General features: G+C 70.2%; 16 protein-coding genes and 3 pseudogenes. 11 read left to right on the plus strand and 8 right to left on the minus strand.

Features of this window, described 5'->3' with window-relative positions:
- Positions 1-93: 93 nt before the first annotated feature.
- Positions 94-387: a hypothetical protein gene (locus tag IH00_RS43570; protein ID WP_199819856.1), complete on the plus strand. Its 294-nt coding sequence runs from the start codon at positions 94-96 to the stop codon at positions 385-387.
- On the plus strand, positions 348-905 hold the full coding sequence (locus tag IH00_RS38090; protein WP_234335055.1) for an amidohydrolase family protein: 558 nt from the start codon (positions 348-350) through the stop codon (positions 903-905). Before IH00_RS43570 ends, IH00_RS38090 begins: the two co-directional genes overlap by 40 nt.
- Before the next feature lie 15 nt (positions 906-920).
- Here IH00_RS38090 and IH00_RS45595 read toward each other — a convergent pair.
- Positions 921-1,013, minus strand: a pseudogene (locus IH00_RS45595) (IS5/IS1182 family transposase); the annotation flags it as partial.
- 80 nt (positions 1,014-1,093) lie between these two features.
- On the opposite strand from IH00_RS45595, the gene IH00_RS43030 reads away from it, so the two are divergent.
- From IH00_RS43030 to IH00_RS0133070, 4 genes are all read left to right on the plus strand, one after another.
- Positions 1,094-1,465: an SMI1/KNR4 family protein gene (locus IH00_RS43030; protein WP_158828066.1), complete on the plus strand. Its 372-nt coding sequence runs from the start codon at positions 1,094-1,096 to the stop codon at positions 1,463-1,465.
- 529 nt (positions 1,466-1,994) lie between these two features.
- Entirely contained in the window at positions 1,995-2,666 is a 672-nt protein-coding gene (locus IH00_RS0133060; RefSeq protein ID WP_031079762.1) for a HEAT repeat domain-containing protein, read from the plus strand.
- Between the two features lie 3 nt (positions 2,667-2,669).
- Positions 2,670-3,674 carry a HEAT repeat domain-containing protein gene (locus tag IH00_RS0133065; RefSeq protein WP_031079763.1) on the plus strand — a complete coding sequence of 335 codons (1,005 nt, stop codon included), beginning with the start codon at positions 2,670-2,672 and terminating at the stop codon, positions 3,672-3,674.
- Between the two features lie 399 nt (positions 3,675-4,073).
- The gene (locus IH00_RS0133070; RefSeq protein WP_031079764.1) at positions 4,074-4,277 is read left to right on the plus strand and encodes a cold-shock protein; all 204 of its coding nucleotides are present in this window, start codon (positions 4,074-4,076) and stop codon (positions 4,275-4,277) included.
- Positions 4,278-4,891: 614 nt separating this feature from the next.
- Here IH00_RS0133070 and IH00_RS0133075 read toward each other — a convergent pair.
- Both IH00_RS0133075 and IH00_RS0133080 read right to left on the minus strand, forming a co-directional pair.
- Positions 4,892-5,266 (minus strand): hypothetical protein, encoded by a 375-nt coding sequence (locus IH00_RS0133075; protein ID WP_031079765.1) that lies wholly within the window; start codon positions 5,264-5,266, stop codon positions 4,892-4,894.
- The gene (locus IH00_RS0133080; protein ID WP_031079766.1) at positions 5,263-5,850 is read right to left on the minus strand and encodes a TetR/AcrR family transcriptional regulator; all 588 of its coding nucleotides are present in this window, start codon (positions 5,848-5,850) and stop codon (positions 5,263-5,265) included. The genes IH00_RS0133075 and IH00_RS0133080 overlap by 4 nt, the downstream gene beginning before the upstream one ends.
- Positions 5,851-6,022: 172 nt before the next feature.
- Between IH00_RS0133080 and IH00_RS42270 the strand changes: the two are divergent.
- Both IH00_RS42270 and IH00_RS0133085 read left to right on the plus strand, forming a co-directional pair.
- A pseudogene (locus tag IH00_RS42270) lies at positions 6,023-6,617 on the plus strand (transposase).
- 561 nt (positions 6,618-7,178) lie between these two features.
- The gene (locus IH00_RS0133085; RefSeq protein WP_031079767.1) at positions 7,179-8,045 is read left to right on the plus strand and encodes an AraC family transcriptional regulator; all 867 of its coding nucleotides are present in this window, start codon (positions 7,179-7,181) and stop codon (positions 8,043-8,045) included.
- Between the two features lie 1,496 nt (positions 8,046-9,541).
- On the opposite strand, the gene IH00_RS0133095 is transcribed toward IH00_RS0133085, so the two are convergent.
- On the minus strand, positions 9,542-10,309 hold the full coding sequence (locus tag IH00_RS0133095) for an MBL fold metallo-hydrolase (protein WP_031079769.1): 768 nt from the start codon (positions 10,307-10,309) through the stop codon (positions 9,542-9,544).
- Positions 10,310-10,395: 86 nt separating this feature from the next.
- Between IH00_RS0133095 and IH00_RS0133100 the strand changes: the two genes are divergently transcribed.
- Positions 10,396-11,004 carry a CGNR zinc finger domain-containing protein gene (locus IH00_RS0133100; RefSeq protein WP_031079770.1) on the plus strand — a complete coding sequence of 203 codons (609 nt, stop codon included), beginning with the start codon at positions 10,396-10,398 and terminating at the stop codon, positions 11,002-11,004.
- Between the two features lie 616 nt (positions 11,005-11,620).
- Positions 11,621-12,322 (plus strand): bleomycin resistance protein, encoded by a 702-nt coding sequence (locus IH00_RS0133105; RefSeq protein WP_031079771.1) that lies wholly within the window; start codon positions 11,621-11,623, stop codon positions 12,320-12,322.
- 21 nt (positions 12,323-12,343) lie between these two features.
- Here the strand turns inward: IH00_RS0133105 and IH00_RS0133110 are convergent, their stop codons facing one another.
- From IH00_RS0133110 to IH00_RS38100, 4 genes and pseudogenes are all read right to left on the minus strand, one after another.
- Positions 12,344-12,535 (minus strand): hypothetical protein, encoded by a 192-nt coding sequence (locus tag IH00_RS0133110; protein WP_158828068.1) that lies wholly within the window; start codon positions 12,533-12,535, stop codon positions 12,344-12,346.
- A gap of 127 nt (positions 12,536-12,662) precedes the next feature.
- The gene (locus tag IH00_RS0133115) at positions 12,663-13,865 is read right to left on the minus strand and encodes a cytochrome P450 (protein WP_031079773.1); all 1,203 of its coding nucleotides are present in this window, start codon (positions 13,863-13,865) and stop codon (positions 12,663-12,665) included.
- A gap of 685 nt (positions 13,866-14,550) precedes the next feature.
- Complete coding sequence (locus IH00_RS39650; RefSeq protein WP_078888100.1) at positions 14,551-15,411, minus strand: RICIN domain-containing protein; 861 nt, start codon at positions 15,409-15,411, stop codon at positions 14,551-14,553.
- Positions 15,412-15,558: 147 nt separating this feature from the next.
- Positions 15,559-16,354 (minus strand): annotated as a pseudogene (locus tag IH00_RS38100) (His/Gly/Thr/Pro-type tRNA ligase C-terminal domain-containing protein); the annotation flags it as partial.
- A gap of 307 nt (positions 16,355-16,661) precedes the next feature.
- Between IH00_RS38100 and IH00_RS0133125 the strand changes: the two are divergent.
- Positions 16,662-17,057 (plus strand): DUF6188 family protein, encoded by a 396-nt coding sequence (locus IH00_RS0133125; RefSeq protein WP_031079774.1) that lies wholly within the window; start codon positions 16,662-16,664, stop codon positions 17,055-17,057.
- The last annotated feature ends 18 nt before the right edge of the window (positions 17,058-17,075 follow it).

Consider the following 17,075-nt stretch of genomic DNA (forward strand, 5'->3'; position numbering starts at 1 on the left):
TGTGTATAAGAGACAGCCCTAGGGTCGCGGTAAGCGTCCGCTTAGCCGCCTCGGTGTGACCATCGGCGTCGCGAGAGAGGCAGGGGGTACCTGATGCCGGTCATCGATGCGTGGATGCAGCACCCCACGCTCCGTCACTCCAACCATGAGATGTTCGAGTCGCTACGTCGGTGGACAGGGCAGGGTTTGCTGGAGGAACCGTTGCCGGTCAAGGCCACGGTGGCCGAAATGACGGCGGCTGATGTGGAGATCGGTCTTTCGGCGGCCTGGTACGGGCCCCAAGGGCCACTGATCAGCAACGATGAGGTGGCCGGTTCGTCGCCGAGTCCGAAGGACGTCTGCGCGGGGTGGCCGACGCGGATCTCACCCGGCCGGTCCAGGCCGTGAGGGAACTACGCCAGGCCGTGGAGGAACTCGGCTTCGTGGCCCTGCGGATCGTGCCCTGGCTGTGGCAGCTCCCGCCCACCGACCGGCTCTACTACCCGCTGTATGCGGCCTGCGTGGACCTCGGCATCCCCTTCTGCACGCAGGTCGGACACACCGGTCCCCTCCGGCCGTCCGAGACCGGCCGCCCCATTCCGTACATCGATCAGGTCGCACTCGACTTCCCCGAGCTGACCATCGTGTGCGGGCACATCGGCTACCCGTGGACCACGGAAATGATCGCGGTGGCGGACAAGCACGCCAAGGTGTACATCGACACCAGCGCCTACACCGCCCGCCGCTACCCGCGCGAGCTGGTCGACCACCTGCGCGGCCGGGGCCGCAGGAAGGTGCTGTTCGGTACCAACTACCCCATGATCACCCCTGGCCAGGCGCTGGAACACCTCGGCGAACTCGGCCTGGACGAGGAAGCCACCGAGCTGTTCCTGTCCGGCAACGCACGACGGATCTTCAACGTCTGACAGTTCCGGGTCGCTTCGGACCCGCATGAGCATCGCCGCGAGACGGAGTGCGGCCCGATGGGCGAGAGCGAGCTCGTCGGTCCGCATGGCCGGGCCACGCCACTGCTTGAACGGTCGATCGAGCAGTTGCGTGCTCGCGCGGGGACCCGGGCCGGCGATTCGACACGGCGGACGTTCCCGCTGCGTGGATGGCCGAGCGTTACGGCAGCGAGCGCTTGGATCAGGACCGGGACGACATCGTGTCGTACTGCAGTGACGGAACAGTTCAGCTCAGAGCGCGGACCGAGGAGGTGACCGCCTATCACGCGGACGCTCCCCGTGGACCGTTGTCCCCTCCGATCTCCCCGGCCGAGGTGGAGGACGCTGAGCGGCGCATCGGACGAACTCTGCCCGAACTGCTCCGGCGTGTTTGCACGGAGGCCGCCAACGGAGGATTCGGCCCCGACAGCGGCCTCGCGTCCCTGACCGAAGGCAATCACGCAGCCAGGCACCTGAGCCACTGGCCGTGCGCGGTCAGCGTCTACGAACGCAACCGGACGCGGGGCCTGCCGCCATCCTGACTCCACCTCGCGTACGGCGGCTGCACGATGGAGTGGCAACTCTCCTTGACGGCGGTCGACAACCCGGAGCTGCTCTACGACGCCGACGGTTCGGAGCCCGGGGCGAAAGCCCTCACGACGGCCTGCGCCATGCGTCCTCATCACTGCGACGCTCGCTCTGGATCTGGGCGGATGGCGGCAACGTGTGGGACGAAGTCGTCAACCGCCGCTCCGACCGTGAGTGCCTCGCACCCTACGCCCATCTCGTTTTGGAACGGTCGGCTGAGCAGGCTTGTTGTGACCGAGTGGGCGGCGGGCCCTGCTGGCGCTTTGGCTCTGTGGTGTGGCCCGTGGCGGAGCCTCATGCGCGGCTGCGGGGAGGGGGCACCGCTGACCCGGGCTATGAGGAATGCCCCCGCCCCCCGGCACTTCACGAGGCACAGCGCTCAGGGCACGCCCGCGTCCATCAGGTGATGGGTACCGGGCAGCGGGCCGGTTTGACCTTGACACGGTGACAAGGCCTTCACTGCCTTCCAAGGAGGTGGTCTCGATGACGACCACGAAACGGGACATGGATGCGCTACGAGCGCTCCAGGGGCTGGAGGACGGCCGTCCATCCGCACGACTGCGGGCTGCTCTGGCGGTCGGCGCCACACCTGACCCGTGCTTTGTTGACAAGCTCGTCGATCGATGTGCGATCGAGCCCGAATTTTTCGTCCGCGACATGCTGACCTGGGCACTCACCCGTCACCCGACGTCCATGACGCTGCCCCGGCTGCTCCGCGAAGTCCGTTCGGAGCGTGCGCAGGCCCGGAGCCAGGCGCTGCACACACTGTCCAAGATCGGGGACCGTCAGGCGTGGCCGGCGATCACACGGGCGCTGCTCTCCGACGCCGACGGCGAGGTGGCGCGCAGTGCCTGGCGGGCGGCGGTCGTGCTCGTGCCGGAAGGCGAGGAGCCTGTGCTGGCCACGGAGTTGGCGACGCAGCTCGGGCGCGGTGAACGGGAGATGCAACTGAGTCTCAGCCGGGCGCTGGTCGCGCTGGGTGAAGTGATCGTGCCGGCGCTGCGGACTGCGACGACGGCCCCTGACCCGGGTGTGCGCGCGCACGCGCTCGCCACACAACGGCTGCTGCGGGAGCCGGACGCCGTTTTCGAGTATGCGATCGAGGAGGCCAGACGGGTCGTGGCCCTCGGCGGGTCCGGCCAGGAAGGACAATAGGACGTGTTGATCGGTGAGGTGGCGCGACGGTCCGGGGTCAGTGCCCGCATGCTCAGGCATTACGAGTCCCTCGGCCTGGTGCGGCCCTCGGGGCGTACGGGCTCCGGCTTCCGGGAGTACTCCGGGGAGGACCTCCGCCGGATCTTCCACATCGAGAGCTTGCGGTCGCTGGGGCTGTCGCTGCGTGAGATCGGGCGCGCGCTGGAAGATCCCGGCTTCACGCCCGCAGCTCTCGTCGGGGACCTCATCCGTAAGACGCACGAACGCATCACGGCGGAGACCGAGCTGCTCAGGCGGCTGCGCCGGATCGATGCCGCGGACCCTGCCGGCTGGGAGGACGTCCTCGAGATCGTTGCGCTCCTCCAGGCCTTGGGAGCGAAGAGTGCCGACGCTCGCCAGCGCGCAGCCCTTTCCTCCGTCGACAAGGTTCCGGTGCCGGTGGAGGCGCTCGTCGAGGCGGCACTGAACGAGACAGACCCGAACGTCGCCGGAGCCCTCCGGTGGGCGCTGGCGCGATCGGGCGACGGCGGCGTGGCGCTGCTTGCAGAGGGCCTCGGCTCACCGATGGCCGCGGTGCGGGAACGTGCCGTCCGGACCCTCGCCGAGCTGCCCGGTGACGAGGCCACCGCGCAGCTGCGGGAGGCTCTCGCGCACCCCGATGTCGCGGTCCGCAGGTATGCGGCCTTGGCTCTGGGGACACGTGGAGTGGCCGATGCGGTCCCGACGCTCATCGACATGATCGTGGTGGGAAGGAACGACACGGACGCGGCCGATGCACTGAGCGTGCTGGCGAGCGACCAGGTGACGGCGGACCGGATCGCGACCGGCCTCGTCGACCGCCTCGCCCACGACACCCCTCCTGCGCCTGCACGCGGGCGGCTGGCCCAGGCGTTGGGGGGCATCCCGGGGGCGACGGCCTCACGCGCCCTCGTGGAGCTGTCGCATGACGGGGACCGTGCTGTTGCGCTGACTGCGGCGTACCTTCTTCAGCTGCGCGACACACGGTGACGGATTTCTCCCGGAGTGCCGCGTATGCGGATCGCGTGGGTGACGATTCCGCGCTGTCGTCGGGTCCCGTCCCGTTGCACTGCTGCATGGTGTGTCCCGGCTGCCGACTGTCCGTCACCCCACCGTCCGCCGCTCAGCCGTCCCGGTCGTCCGTCGCCGCTCGCGGCCTGCCGTCGCGTCCGCCGGTTGCCTGAATCTGTGGGCGACGCATTCCGCATGAAAGGTGGTTGCTCTCTGGTGATGCGCCTTCTCGCGGTGTAACGTCGCTCGTAGATGTCGTGGTTCGCAGTTCCTGCCCACGCGGTGGCGTGGGCTTCTTGCTGTGCAGTGCCTGAGGACCAGGGCGATCACCTCCGGGTCCGCGCGGTGCGGGCCCGATATCGACTGAGAGGCACCGGCATGGCCAGCGGAACCGTGAAGTGGTTCAACTCCGAAAAGGGCTTCGGCTTCATCGCGCAGGACGGCGGTGGCCCGGACGTCTTCGCGCACTACTCCAACATCAACGCCAACGGCTACCGCGAGCTCACCGAAGGCCAGGCCGTCACCTTCGACGTGACCCAGGGGCAGAAGGGCCCGCAGGCGGAGAACATCACCCCCGCCTGATCCTTGCGGCACAGTGCTGAGGCCCGCGGAGCGCATGCTCCGCGGGCCTGAAGCATTCCTCATCAGCTTGGCCGGTGCCGGTGGTCGAGAACCTCACTGGCCCTCATGCGCTTTGAGGCTGCTGTCCTGCACTTCCTTTCCGTCGTCGCAGGAATCCCACCCGGCCCGTGCCCCAGTCCCGCCGGCGGGGATCTTCTCCGGTGGTTCGCCGCCGTACGTGGCCGTACAGCTGGCCCTTCCTGCGCGTCGCGACTCCGATCCGGCGGCGTGCTGCCGGTCGGGGGCGTGCCTCTGGGCTTCCGCAGGGCCGTCGTACCCCGTTCCGCCGCGTCGGTTCGCTGCTGCCCGGGGGCCGGCCCTCCGCCGCCCCGTCGTGGGCCGTGCCTCCGCGTCGTTGACGTGCGGTGGCCGCTCCCACCGACGGACGCGAGGAGCCGCCGTGTTGCCGCCCGGCTGCCGGATGTGCCATGTACTGGTTCCGGCCCCACCGGGCCGCTGTCGCCGTGTCGCTCCTGGCGTCCCGGCTGCGGCCGCGCTGTGGGGAGCGTGAGGCTGCCCGCCGCGGGGTCCCGTCGTCCGCCACGGCGTCGTCCGTCTCCGACGCGCGTGCCGGTTCAGAGGGTGCCGATGAGGGCCAGGGCTCCGACCGGTAGCAGCAGCATCCACTGCGGGAGCTGAAGGAGCGGCCGTGGCCGGTCGGCGGCCAGCGTGATGATGAGGAACACCACCGCGTACGCGACGTACTGCGCTGCGATGAACAGTACGAGCGCCGTACTGGGAGCGGCCGCGAAGGCGAGTGCGAGCAGCACCACGGAGCTGAACACGAGGTCCGCGGTGACCAGGTGCCACACTGCGTGCAGGGTGCGCTTGGGCTCGGCGGGCAGGGGGCCGGTCAGCAGCGGGCGGACGATGGACCGTCCGCCGGCGGCGACGTGGATGACCGTGGTCGCTGCCGCGATGCCGCCTGCGGCGAGGAGCCAGCCGTTCACCGGACCTCGATTCCCTTGGTGATCATCGCCGCGATACGCCGGGACAGGTCCGGGTCCGGGTGTTCTCCGACGATTCCGAGGTGGAAAAAGACGGCCCCGGCCAGAGTGTCCAGCATCAGGTCCACCGGGACATCCGCGCCCATCTCACCGCGCTGCGCAGCCCGGTCGAATACCGCGACCAGCCGCTGCTTGGCCGGCTGGAGGAAGCGGGAGCGGATCGTTGCGCGCAGTTTCGGCGTGGCGGCGAAGTCGGCGAGCAGGCCGGGGAGGGCCGCCGCGGCCGCCGGCGCGGAGAACTCCTCGACCAGCGACTGGACCACGGCCGTGAGGTCCCCCTCCAGCGTCCCCGTGTCCGGCAGTTCTGCGGTGTCGGCGGCGGTGAAGACCGCTTCGTAGACAAGCTCCGGCTTGCCGGACCACCGACGGTAGATGGTGTCCTTGCCGACACCCGCGCGCGTGGCGACGGCACCCATGGACATCGCCGCGTAACCGCTCTCGGCAACCAGCTCGGCAGCCGCTCGGACGATTGCGGCACCGGATCGCTCGTCTCTGGGGCGCCCTCGTCCAGCAGGGGAAGAAATCATGCTTCCATAAATATCATACGGGTCGCCCCGTATGGAAAATAGTGAACTGTCCGCCGGGGATTTGGTGGGGCGGCGCGAGTCGGTGGTCGACCAGGACCCAAGGGAAGCGGCCAGTCCGGTCTGCCGAACGACCTTCAGGCACCCGTTTCGGGTCTATTTCGTTGCACGAGGCATGGCAGGTCTCGTAGAGCGGCTGGTGCCGGAGGAGCTGGGGATCAGTTCCGGCGGGTGGTGCCGCCGACCGAGGTGGTCCGCCCGCAGGTGGAGGAAGAGGCGAGCGGATGATGGCGAGGTCTTGGCCGGGATCATTCTCGTGCCACCTCCGACCGCACCTGGCGGCAACTGCCGCCCGTGTTCGGGCCGTGCCGGCAGACGGTCTACCGGCGCTTCGCCCAGTGGAGAGGCGCACGGGTCCGAGCCCGCCTTCACGGCGTGGTCTTGGGCGAGTTGGGTGCGCGCGGTGAGCTGGACTGGTCCCGCTGCGCGATCGACTCGGTGCGGGTTCGCGCCGCAAAGGGGGCTCCTGGTAGGACCACATCCGACCGACCGCGGCAAGAACGGATCGAAGACTCCACGCCGACCTTAGGTAGGACTACGCCCCCTGCCGGCGACGGGCTCGAGCGCGTCACCGCTGGGTCGTGGAGAGAACAGTGTCCTGGCTGGCCGGCTGCCGACGCCTGCGCCGCCACTACGAACGCAAGCCCGAGCACTTCCTGGCTGGGGTCGGCGTCGCAGCCTTCATCGGACATCGCCGCCTGACACGCTGAGGCGCGAGGTCAGCCGGCCGGCGACGTCAGGGGATCCGGTCCGCAGATCGGGAGCCCCCCTCGCAGGTGGGTCCATCCGCGCGGCCGCCGAGACGTGCGCCTGCTGCAAGCGCAACAGGGGATGGGTCTATACGGCCACCTTTTAGTGCCGCTGTTGCCCGGTCCGAGGGCGCGCTGATCGGCAGGACGCGGATCAGGGTCCGCAAGCCCCCGCCTGCCGTCTCGACGGGCGCCGCCCGCTGGGACATGCACGACCGCCCTCAGGAACCTCGGCCGCCGCGGTCCGGAAGGACTGGCTGAGAACCTGTCACCATCCACGTACCCCCGCCTGGTTGCCGACAGGATCGGCCCGCTCGGCACTCGTACGGAAGTGCCTTCGGCCCGCGCTCGCCCGCGCGTTCCGAGCGCGGGCGGCGCCGGGGAGCCGGCCCCGGCGTACCCGCCACCGGGGGAGCCGGTCCGTGCCGTCTCGTACACCCGACTTGATCGGGCACAGGATGTCGGGTCCGGCATGGTGAGTGCTGCCTAGCGTGGTGGGCGTCAAGAGGAAGGTGAGCGGGCATGCTGGAGCGGCTGAACCAGGCCATGGAGCACATCGAGGCCCATCTCGACCAGGCCATCGAGGTGGAGGAGCTGGCGCGCATCGCGGCCACCTCGGAGTACCACCTGCGGCGGATGTTCTCCGCGCTCGCGGGCATGCCGCTGTCGGAGTACGTCCGGCGCCGTCGGCTCACCCTCGCGGGCGCCGAAGTCCTCGCGGGGCGTGAGACGCTGCTGGAGATCGCGGTGCGCTATGGCTACGGCTCCGGCGAGGCGTTCGCGCGGGCGTTCCGTGCCATGCACGGCATCGGACCGGGCGAAGCCCGGCGCACCGGCGCCGAGCTCAGCTCCCAGCCCCGGATGGCCTTCCGCCTCACCATCGAGGGGAGTAGCAGTATGCGATACCGCGTTGTGGACAAGGCGGACTTCACCGTTGTCGGGCTCAAGACCCGGATACCGCTGGTGCATGCGGGGCCGAACCAGGCGATCATGGACTTCGTCCGCGGGATCGCCCCGGAGACGCTGGAGCGGCTGGAGAAGCTGTCGGACCAGGAGCCGCACGGCATCGTCGCGGTCTGCGACGGCCTGGACCCCAGCCGCGCCGAGGGCACCGAACTCGACTACTACCAGGGCGTGATCACTTCCGTGGCCGCTCCCGAGGGCACGACCACGTTGGCCGTCCCGGCCGGCACCTGGGCGGTCTTCACCACGTCCGGGCCGGCGCCGCAGGCGATCCAGGAGCTGTGGCGGGACGTCTTCACCGAGTGGTTCCCGTCGAACCCGTACCGCAGCCGTACCGGCCCTGAGATCCTGCGCACCCGCCTGTCGGCGGACAAGGCGGCGGCCGACGCCGAACTGTGGCTCCCGGTGGAGCCCGAGCACGGGTGAAACGCTCGGGATCCGGATGAGGAGCATCCGCTCCCTGTCAGCGGAGCATCGTTCCGGAGCTGGGCGTCGTTGTCGGTGTGCCTGCCACCGACCAGGAGGCAGGGATACACGTTTGACGAAGGCTTCATCGTCCCGTCGTCGGGTTCGTTGCCCGTGCCGGAACAGTCGCCACTCGCCTCCCGGCCAGTGCCGGTGCCGTCGGGTGGCCGGCAATCCGACACCGGCCCTTCGGGGCCGCGCGACCCCGGACGGGAGCAGCCGGAAGGCCGGAGCACGGCGCGCCTCCGGCTGTTGATCCGCCGCTGGGTCGATGGGCTCCGCAGGGTTGGTGTGACCGGGCGGCTGCCCTGGGTCGGCTGACTTACTGTTCGGTGCATGGTGTGCCTGGTCGTCGCCGTCCCGCCACCTCTGCGCTGCCCCCGGCGGGACAGGCACCGCCGACTGGCGCCGGGGACCGCCCGCTGCGCCCGATGGCGTATGACAGGGACAGGGCCCCGGGCGCTGCCCGGGGCCCTGTTTCCGTTCGGGGCTGCCGCCCATCAGGTGCGGTGGCGTCGCTTCACCACGTAGCCGGCTGTGAGTGCGGCACCCGCTGAGTGCGGCCCCCGCCGTGAGCATCAGGCCGGCGCCGGTTTGCCAGCCGGGGTGTTCGGAGGGTGAAGAGCCACCCAGCCCGCCGCGGACGCCGCGGGTCGGGGTCGCGGTGGGGGACACGGGGCTCACCGGCCGGGGGGCGACGGCTGCGGGGCGGCGGGGCAGGGCTTCGCACGCGATACCGTCGTCCGGGCCCTGGTCCCCATCGAGGCGGTGAGGATCGGTCCGATCGATGTTGAATACGGCCTGCGCGTCTTCCTGGTGGACGAAGTCGCGGCAGTCCAGGTCCTGGGCTCGGGCGACATCGGCCATGGGAACGATCGATGTGATCGCCAGGAGAGCACCCACGAGTGCGGAACGCTGGAACATGATCCCGCCTCCCTTCCGGCCGCGAGGCAGCCGCGCTTCGACGCTACGGCCGAAGCGTCCGGCCAGCCCGCCCAGTAAGCCGAACGGGTGGCCTCCTCCATCCCTGACCTGCGTCTTCACAGAAGCAGGTCTCGCCCATGTCCACCTCCGTCAGGCATCGCGGACGCGTCGGTCCGCTGCTGTGCCCGCCGAGGTGTCCTGCTTCCGCCGTGTCAGCACCCCACGCCCGCTGGGCACTCGCCGCTGCGGCTGGGCCGAGGCCGCTCGCGGCTCCACGCCCGCGGCCCTTCCACCGCCGTAGCGCCGCCCGTCGCTTCCGGGTCGGCACTCGTCTCGGCGTTGTCGTGCTGCTGCGGAAGCCCGGCCGGGCTGTGGCTGTCCGGTCATGCGTCGAGGCGCCGGCGTTGTCCGCGCCGCCCACCGGTCGTCCACGGGGCTTCTGCAGTGCGCCGGCCCGGCGCAAGTGGCCGGCCGCCGGGAAATGAGCCGCTGCCGTGCGCTCGTAGGGCACCGCAGCGGCCGGGCGTGCGGGGTCAGGCCAGTTCCACGCGGTCGATCAGGCCGGCGGCGGTGAAGGCGTCCACGAGCTGCCCGCGGCCCTCGGTGAAGTGGGCCCAGCTGTCGAAGTGGACCGGCACGATCCGGCGGGCGCCCAGGATGCGGGCGGCCTCGGCGGCCTGAGCGCTGTCGAGGGTGAGCAGCGCGTGGTCGAGGACATCGGTGCGGACCGCGCCGGCGAACAGCACAGCGGTGTCCACCGGGCCGAAGCGGTCGGCGATCTCCCGGACCAGGGAGAGCTGGGCGTTGTCGCCGCTGACGTAGAGGGTGGGCAGGCCGTCACCGCGCAGGACGAAACCGACGACCTCACCGACGACCGGTTCGAGGTCTTCGCGTTCCCCGGGGCCGTGCAGGGCCGGGACGCCGGTGACGGTGATCGTGCCGCCGGCGGGACGATCCAGGTCGATGGACTCCCAGTCCTTCAGGGCGCGTGCGGTGCCGCCCAGCCTGCCCGCGCCACTGGGCGTGGTCAGGGTCAGGGGGACATCGGGGAGCAGGGCGCGGCCCGAGACGTCGAGGTTGTCGTCGTGCTCGTCGTGCGACAGCAGCACCACATCGATCCGGCCCAGATCGGCGGGTGCGGCGGATGCGGGCGCGGTCTTGGCCAGCCCCGAGGGGTAGGTGCCCGGGGCGTCGAAGGTCGGGTCGGTCAGGAACCGCAGCCCGCCGTACTCGATGAGTGCGGTCGGCCCTCCGAAGACACGGACGGGGACCTGCTCGCTGGACACGCCGGTTGCGGTCATGACGAACCACCTCACGGATAGATTGGCTTGCATCCGTGACAGTAGTGTGTTTGTCACGGATATAGGCAAGCTGTAGCGTGAGGAGTGTGAGTGAGACCGCTACCGGCGACACTGTCGCTCTCGGGCTGCCGCAGGCGCCGGGCGCCGAGTTCTACCCCGCACTCGACCTCGCCAACAGCGCCATTGCCCTGCCCGGCGGCCAGTTCCTCGACGCGCTCGGCACCCCGTCCGGCGCCAACCAGTGGCTGGTCGACCACGACCTGGCCCCCGCGGACGCCGGTATGCAGGAGATCTGCGCGGCACGCCTGCGCTCCCTGCGCGAACAGGTGCGCGCCCTGCTCGCCGCCCAGGTCGGCGGACACCCCGCCCCCGCCACCGCGCTGGCCGGCGTCAACGACGCCCTCACCCGGGTCCCGACCGCCGCCCCGCTCGGCTGGGACCCGGTCCGCGGCATGCACCGCACCGCCCCGCACCCCATCGACCAGATCGTCGACCAGGCCCTCGGCATCCTCGCCGCCGACGCCGCCGACCTGCTCACCGGTCCCGACGCCGAACGGCTGACGGCTTGCCCCTCCACGCCCTGCAACCGCTACCTGCTGCGCTCCGGACGCCGTCACTGGTGCTCGGTCCGCTGCGGTGACCGCGCCCGCGCCGCCCGCGCATACGCCCGCCGCACCCAGGCCACCACCGACTGAGGTCGGCACCCCCGCCCGCCGACGGTGCGCGAGACCCGCGCCGGGGTGCGGCTCCGTGCACCCTGAACCTCCCCGGTACGGACGGCACGCCTCGCCCTCCGCCCGGCATTTCCCCCACTCAGCCAAGCGTCATCACCTCTCATGCCGGCCGCGTTCACTCCGCTGACCTCCGGCTACGACAGCCTCGACGCACGCAACGCCGACCGCGACGGCCGCGAGAAGCCGTGGCGCGTCGCCTCGGCCGTCTCTCCTGCGCGACGGTGGCAACGAACGTCGTCGACCCCCGCATGGTCGAGGACCGCAGGCTCGCCCTCGATCCGTCTCACCGAGACGCCCGGCCGTGACCCCCAGGACATTTCCGGTACCCCCGGGCCGCCCGCTGGCCCGCGCTGCCGCTCGGGGCCGCGGCGTGCCTGCCCCGGTGCGCTGGGTCGCGGACTACCACGTACGTGCCGGCGATGTCGGCTACCCCGGGGCCGCCCGGCAGCCTGCGTTCCGCCCTCGTACGCCGCCGCGGTGCCGCCAGCGGGCCGCCTTCCGTGCGCTGCGGGGTCCGCGCTGTGGTTGTCGATGCAAACCCCTCGCACGTCTAGTCAACTTTGACTAGAGTTCTCGTGTGAGCGAGAAGACGATTCCGATATTGCCGTGTCGCACCATTCAGCCCGTTCTCGACTTCTACCGCGCCCTCGGGTTCGATGTGACGTTCCAGCAGATGAGTCCCAATCCGTACGCGGTTGTCGAACGCGGAGGCATCCAGCTCCAGTTCTTCGGGATGAAGCACTACGATCCGACCGAATCATTCAGCACGTGCTACATCCGGACGGATGACGTCGATGGGCTGCACCAGGCCTTCCGGGCCGGTCTCAAAGCACGGTACGGGAGGGTTCCGACACGCGGCCTGCCTCGTATCGGGGCGCTGAGGGACGCGTCGCACGGCATGCGGCAGTTCCTGATGACCGATCCGGGCGGAAACTGCATCCGCATCGGTCAGCCGATGAGTGAGGACCTGCATCACCGGCCCGCCCCCAAGGAACCCTTCTCCCGCGCCCTGCACTACGCGTCACTCTTCGCGGACTCGAGGGATGACCCGGCGGCAGCCGCAAAGGTCCTCGACCAGGCACTGCGTCTCGAGGACAAGCGGCCCACGGATGTGCAGCTGCTGCGCCTCCTGGTGCTGCGTGCGGATGTCGCCAGGCGCCTCGGTGACGAGGAGACTGCGATTTCCGCGCTCTCCAAGGCCGCCGCGATCCACCTCACCGCCGACGAACGGGACTCTGTTCGCGACGACCTCGCGCGTCTCGAGGAGCTGCGGGTATAGGACCTTCTCCGTGAGTGCCGGTCAACGCCGTTCGTTGAGGACCGCGATCAGTACCGTCGCTTCGTAGCGCACGGCGAGCCACTGTTCCAGGTGGTCGAGGGGCGGCCGGGCGGGCGAACCGCAGCTCGCTCGCTGCACGCCCTGGCGGCCTCGGGGGTCGTGCCCGGGCCGCCGCCGCTGTCCTTCGGAGACCGGCACGGGCGACGACGCCACCAGCATGATGGTGTGGCGGCGGGCGTGGCGGCGTCGGCCCGGGTTGCCGTCCGGTTCCCGCCTCGGCTCTGGCTGCGGGCGGTCTCCTGGTCAGCAGTTCCCCTCGCCCCGCTGCCGAGCCGGGCGCCTACCAGGTCGCGGGGAGTGACTTGGGGCCGCGGATCAGGATGCCGGTTTGCCAGGGGACCTGTTCCCGCGGGACGGCCAGGCGCAGGGTGGGCAGGCGGGCGGTGAGGGTCGACAGCAGTACCTCCGCTTCCATGTGGGCCAGCAGCGGGCCCACGCAGAAGTGGGGGCCGTTCCCGAAGGCCAGGTGTTTGGGGGCTTGGCGGTCGAAGTCGATGTCGCCCGCCAGCGGGTAGACGCGTTCGTCCCAGTTGGCGGCCACGTAGGAGACGTAGACGTACTCGCCTTCGCGGATCAGTACGTCTCGGACGCGGACGTCCTCGGTGGTGATGCGGGGCTGGCCCACGCCGTGCTTGTGCGGCACCCATCTCAGGAGCTCGTCCACGGCCCGGGGCACGGTGTGCGGCTCGGCGCACAGCCGGCCCCACAGACCCTCGGTGGTCAACAGGGCGTAGAGCATGTTGGAGGAGTTGTTGCACACCGCGTGCCATCCGTTCAGCCCGATGAGCGTGGCGAGCGCGAGCAGTTCCTCCTCGTCGATGGTCCCACTCTCCGTAGCACGCACCAGTGTTGTCATGGTGTCGTCGCGCGGATCGGCGCGCCGCAAACCGGCAAGGCGCTGGAAGTAGACGCGGCTGTCCTGCTTGGCGCGTTCTGCACGCTGGGCGGCCTGTTCATCAGAGGCTCTCGTCAGCAGGGTGGTCGCCCACTCGCGCACGTTGGCGTGGTCGGCCTTCGGAATGCCCATGACAAGGCCGATCACCGCGAGAGGGAAGGGGGAGGTGATGTCGCGGACAAGATCGGCCGGTCGCTGCCCGTCCATGAGCCGGTCGACCATGGCGTCGAGCAGGTCCTGAACGCGCGGCCGCAGAGTGCTCACCGCAGTGCCACTGAAGGCGGGGGCGACGGCGGCCCGGACACGGGCGTGGTCGGGCGGGTCGACGAAGCTGACCGCCCGGTCCAGCGGAATGAGGTGCCGGGTCATCTTGGGGATGGGCCGGCCGGCGATGTCGCGGCTGAAGCGCGGGTCCGAAGTGACAAACCGTACGAGGTGGTAGCTCGTCACAAGCCAGCACTCGCCCTCACCATGGGGCAGCCGGATCCGGCGAACGGGAGCCTCATGGAGTGAGGCGCGCAGGAAGGGGTCGAACTCCAGCGCTGGAAGGTCATCGACGCGATAGAGGGTTGCGGGCTCGCTGTTCACTGGCGCCTTTCCGCGTGAGGGCGACGGTGAGGCCGCCTGGTACGCATCCGAGATTGCCCCTCCCCAAGCCATGGTGACCCTCTTGCACCCATGCGGGTGCAGGCCATCCGGCTGGCCGTCGGCCGCCGCGCCAGCTCCCCGGAAGGGGCTCACGCACACCGAGCGTCTGGAGCTCGGCCCTGCGGACGCCGGGTCGCGAAGACCCTTGAGCATGAGCGGCCCGCTTCGGACGCTGAGGCACGCGCCTGACCTGACCGTGCCCGGAGAGTCGCCGGATGCCCGGGCGAGGAAGCGGCTGACTGCCGTGTCGGCGTGCGCCGCATCCCGGCGCGCGGCCAGCTTTGGTCCGGGCGGAGTGCCCATAGAGCCGGCCTCCCAGGGCATCGGCAGCTGACACGCCCGCCGCACGCCACCGTCGGGACTCCGCCTCGTCGCAAGCCGGGCCGACCCGCCACGCCGGCGCGGCATCGGCCACGCACCCCGGGCGTTCAGTGCCGGTTCCGTTGCTCGCCCGTGCGGTGCCGCCGCCCGTCCACCGTTGTCTTTCTGTCTCCGCCACCGCGCCGCCGCACGGCACCGTCGCCCGGCTGGCTCCCGCGCAGGTGCCGCCAACTGGTGCGGCGCTTGGCCGCACGTCCCCTTGCCCGGATGCGGCGGTGAGGGGGCGGCGGCGGCCACCATCAGATCAGGCGAGGGAGAGCTGCTTCCAGACCTGGGTGCCGGTGCCGTTGCACTCGTGGATCTGGACCCGGACCCCGTTGGCGAAGTCCGCGTAGGGCACGTCCAGGCACTTGCCGGACCCGGGGTTGGTGAAGGAGGCCGGGGTGGGCTGGTCGTAGCGCCACTGCTGGGCGCCCGTGCTGTTGCACGTGTAGATCTGCACCTTGGTGCCGTTGGCAGTTCCCCCGCCGGCCACGTCCAGGCACTTTCCGGAGTTCGGGTTCACCAGGGTGCCCTCGGGCGTGATGTGCCAGATCTGGCCCAGGGAGCCGTTGCAGTTCCACAATTGCACCGGCGTGGCGTTCTCTTTTCCGGCACCGCTCACATCCAGGCAGTGCGCCCCGCCGTCGGGGCTGTAGGTGAACCGGGTGGGCGTGGTCGCCGGGCCGGTCACGGTGAAGGTGCACCAGGCGGACCAGGCGGACGGACCGTCGGGGCCCTCGGAACGTATCCGCCACTGGTAGTCACCCGGGCTGAAGGTGCTGGTGGGGATCTGGAGGTCCCACCCGTGGCCGAGCGGCCCCGTACTGACTGGGAATGTCCGGAACGGCTGTTCGCCCAGGCGCGCGAGTTCCAGTGTCCCGCCCAGGTAGGGCTGGGGGTCCACGCCCTTGACCGAGGCGGCGAACAGCGGTGCGAACGTGTTGGTCGTGCTGAACGCAGGCTGGGGCTGAGCGCCACAGAGCTGGAAGCCCGCGTAGGGGCCGTCGGAGATGCGCAAGGTCTCGGGCACATCGGTCGTCGTGGCCGCTGACGCGGCGGCAGGAACGCCGAGGAAGGCGGCCAGGCCAAGGACCGCCGTGACCATGGAACGTATCCCTCTCATGCTCACTCCATCGCAAGATCGAATGTTCGGATGCCGAGAAGTCCACACGGTGGAACACCCGTATGTCAGCTGTGGCGGTGCCCGCGTAAGAGTTCCGTCATCTCCGCGGAGCAGCCGCGCAGCGCGGAGGCGCTGCGGTCGGCCCTCCACACTCACGCTGTGCGCATCGACGAGCCCCCTGATGCGGGTGAGCACGTCGCTGACCGGCTGTGGGTCGAGCCGGCGTCCGTCACGCAAGCGCAGCGCGACGTGTTCGTCAGTGGCCTCCTTGGCGCCGATGGCGGCTCGGTAGGGAATCAGGCGGGCCTCTCGGATACGTGCGGCGAGAGTGCCGCGGCCCCGGTCCCGCGATCTCGGCACGCAGTCCGAGACGGGTGCAGCCTTGGGCGAGGGCTGCGGCGTTCGGCAGTTCGGTGTCGGAAATCGGGAGGAGCACCAGCTGGGCGGGGGCGAGCCAGGCGGGGAAGGCGCCGCCGTGCTGTTCGATGAGATGGGCGACGACTCGTTCCACACTGCCGAAGATGCTGCGGTGGACCAGGTCCGCACGCCAAGCACGCCCGAGAGCTCGGAGCGGTACGTACCTTCCAACCCAGCTGGTCGCAGGGGCAGTTCGCGGTAGCTGTGGGAACGGGGGCGATAGATCACCGCATGAAGGGCACAGGCTGGGCCGCAGGACGACCTGTTCACCGCCCAGGTTCATCGGAGGGAACATGTCGTCGCTGTAGTGCGCCCAGTGCCCCGAGATCTCGTACAGCTCCCGCTTGCCGAGGGCCGGTGAGTACACGTGGCGGTACCCGGCTCGCCGTTCGGCGGCGCGGATGTACTCCTCCAAGGTATGCGGTACGACCGCGCCGTCGGGCAGCCAGTACGGCAGGCCCGCGCCGATCAGCGGGTCGGTGTCGAACAGGCCCAGTTCACGGCCGAGCTTGCGGTGATCATGCATGGTGGTCTCCTCGCGGACATCGGGCGAGTGACCGCGGGACCAAGCCCCGGGGCACTTGCCCCGGGGCTTCGGATCAAGACATCTGTCAGGGCGCCGGGACACTTTCCGGCGTCGTCGTCACAGCAGCGCGATCGGTAGGTCATCGGGGTGTTGCCGCCGGGGCCCCGTCACCGACGTGTCCGTCCATACCCGTGAGGGCCTGGGTAGCCGCCGGGCACAACAGCCGCCCACGCAGGACGCTGAGCCGGGAACTCCGGCTGAGCGACTGTCTACACTGCTCGCGACGTACTGAGCCGCTGGAGGTGTGGTGAAGGTTCCCGCAGGGCTGGTCGGCGCCCGTGTCACACGGCTCGCCTTCGACTACCAGGTCCGGATCACCTTCACTGATCATGAGTCCGACGGCCGCATCCGTCTCGAGGGCGAACTCGTCATCGAGACGCCGATCACCGCCACCGATGCCGCCGGCATTCAGGCCATCCTCTTGCCCGGGACGGGAACGGCTCTGGCACCGCTCCTCGGTCTGTTCACCAAGGCCGTCGCCACAGCCGAGGTCACCGGGCCGGGCACCCTGAACCTCGGCTTTGACGACGGCACTCGACTCAGCGTCGATCCCGATCCCGACCACGAGTCCTGGAGCCTCACCGGCTCAGGACTCGAACCAGTCCTGGTTGGTCCAGGTGGCGAAACCGACTGGCAGCACTGACCACTTCACCGGCGCGGC

Origin of the sequence: Streptomyces sp. NRRL S-118, assembly GCF_000716335.1 — a bacterium.
GTDB lineage: Bacteria > Actinomycetota > Actinomycetes > Streptomycetales > Streptomycetaceae > Streptomyces.

Excerpts from the sequence above, each read along its gene's own strand:
- IH00_RS0133070 (WP_031079764.1), top strand. The coding sequence starts at position 4,074 with ATGGCCAGCGGAACCGTGAAGTGGTTCAACTCCGAAAAGGGCTTCGGC.
- IH00_RS0133095 (WP_031079769.1), bottom strand. The coding sequence starts at position 10,309 with ATGACCGCAACCGGCGTGTCCAGCGAGCAGGTCCCCGTCCGTGTCTTC.
- IH00_RS43570 (WP_199819856.1), top strand. The coding sequence starts at position 94 with ATGCCGGTCATCGATGCGTGGATGCAGCACCCCACGCTCCGTCACTCC.
- IH00_RS0133080 (WP_031079766.1), bottom strand. The coding sequence starts at position 5,850 with ATGATTTCTTCCCCTGCTGGACGAGGGCGCCCCAGAGACGAGCGATCC.
- IH00_RS39650 (WP_078888100.1), bottom strand. The coding sequence starts at position 15,411 with ATGAGAGGGATACGTTCCATGGTCACGGCGGTCCTTGGCCTGGCCGCC.
- IH00_RS0133085 (WP_031079767.1), top strand. The coding sequence starts at position 7,179 with ATGCTGGAGCGGCTGAACCAGGCCATGGAGCACATCGAGGCCCATCTC.
- IH00_RS43030 (WP_158828066.1), top strand. The coding sequence starts at position 1,094 with ATGGCCGAGCGTTACGGCAGCGAGCGCTTGGATCAGGACCGGGACGAC.
- IH00_RS0133060 (WP_031079762.1), top strand. The coding sequence starts at position 1,995 with ATGACGACCACGAAACGGGACATGGATGCGCTACGAGCGCTCCAGGGG.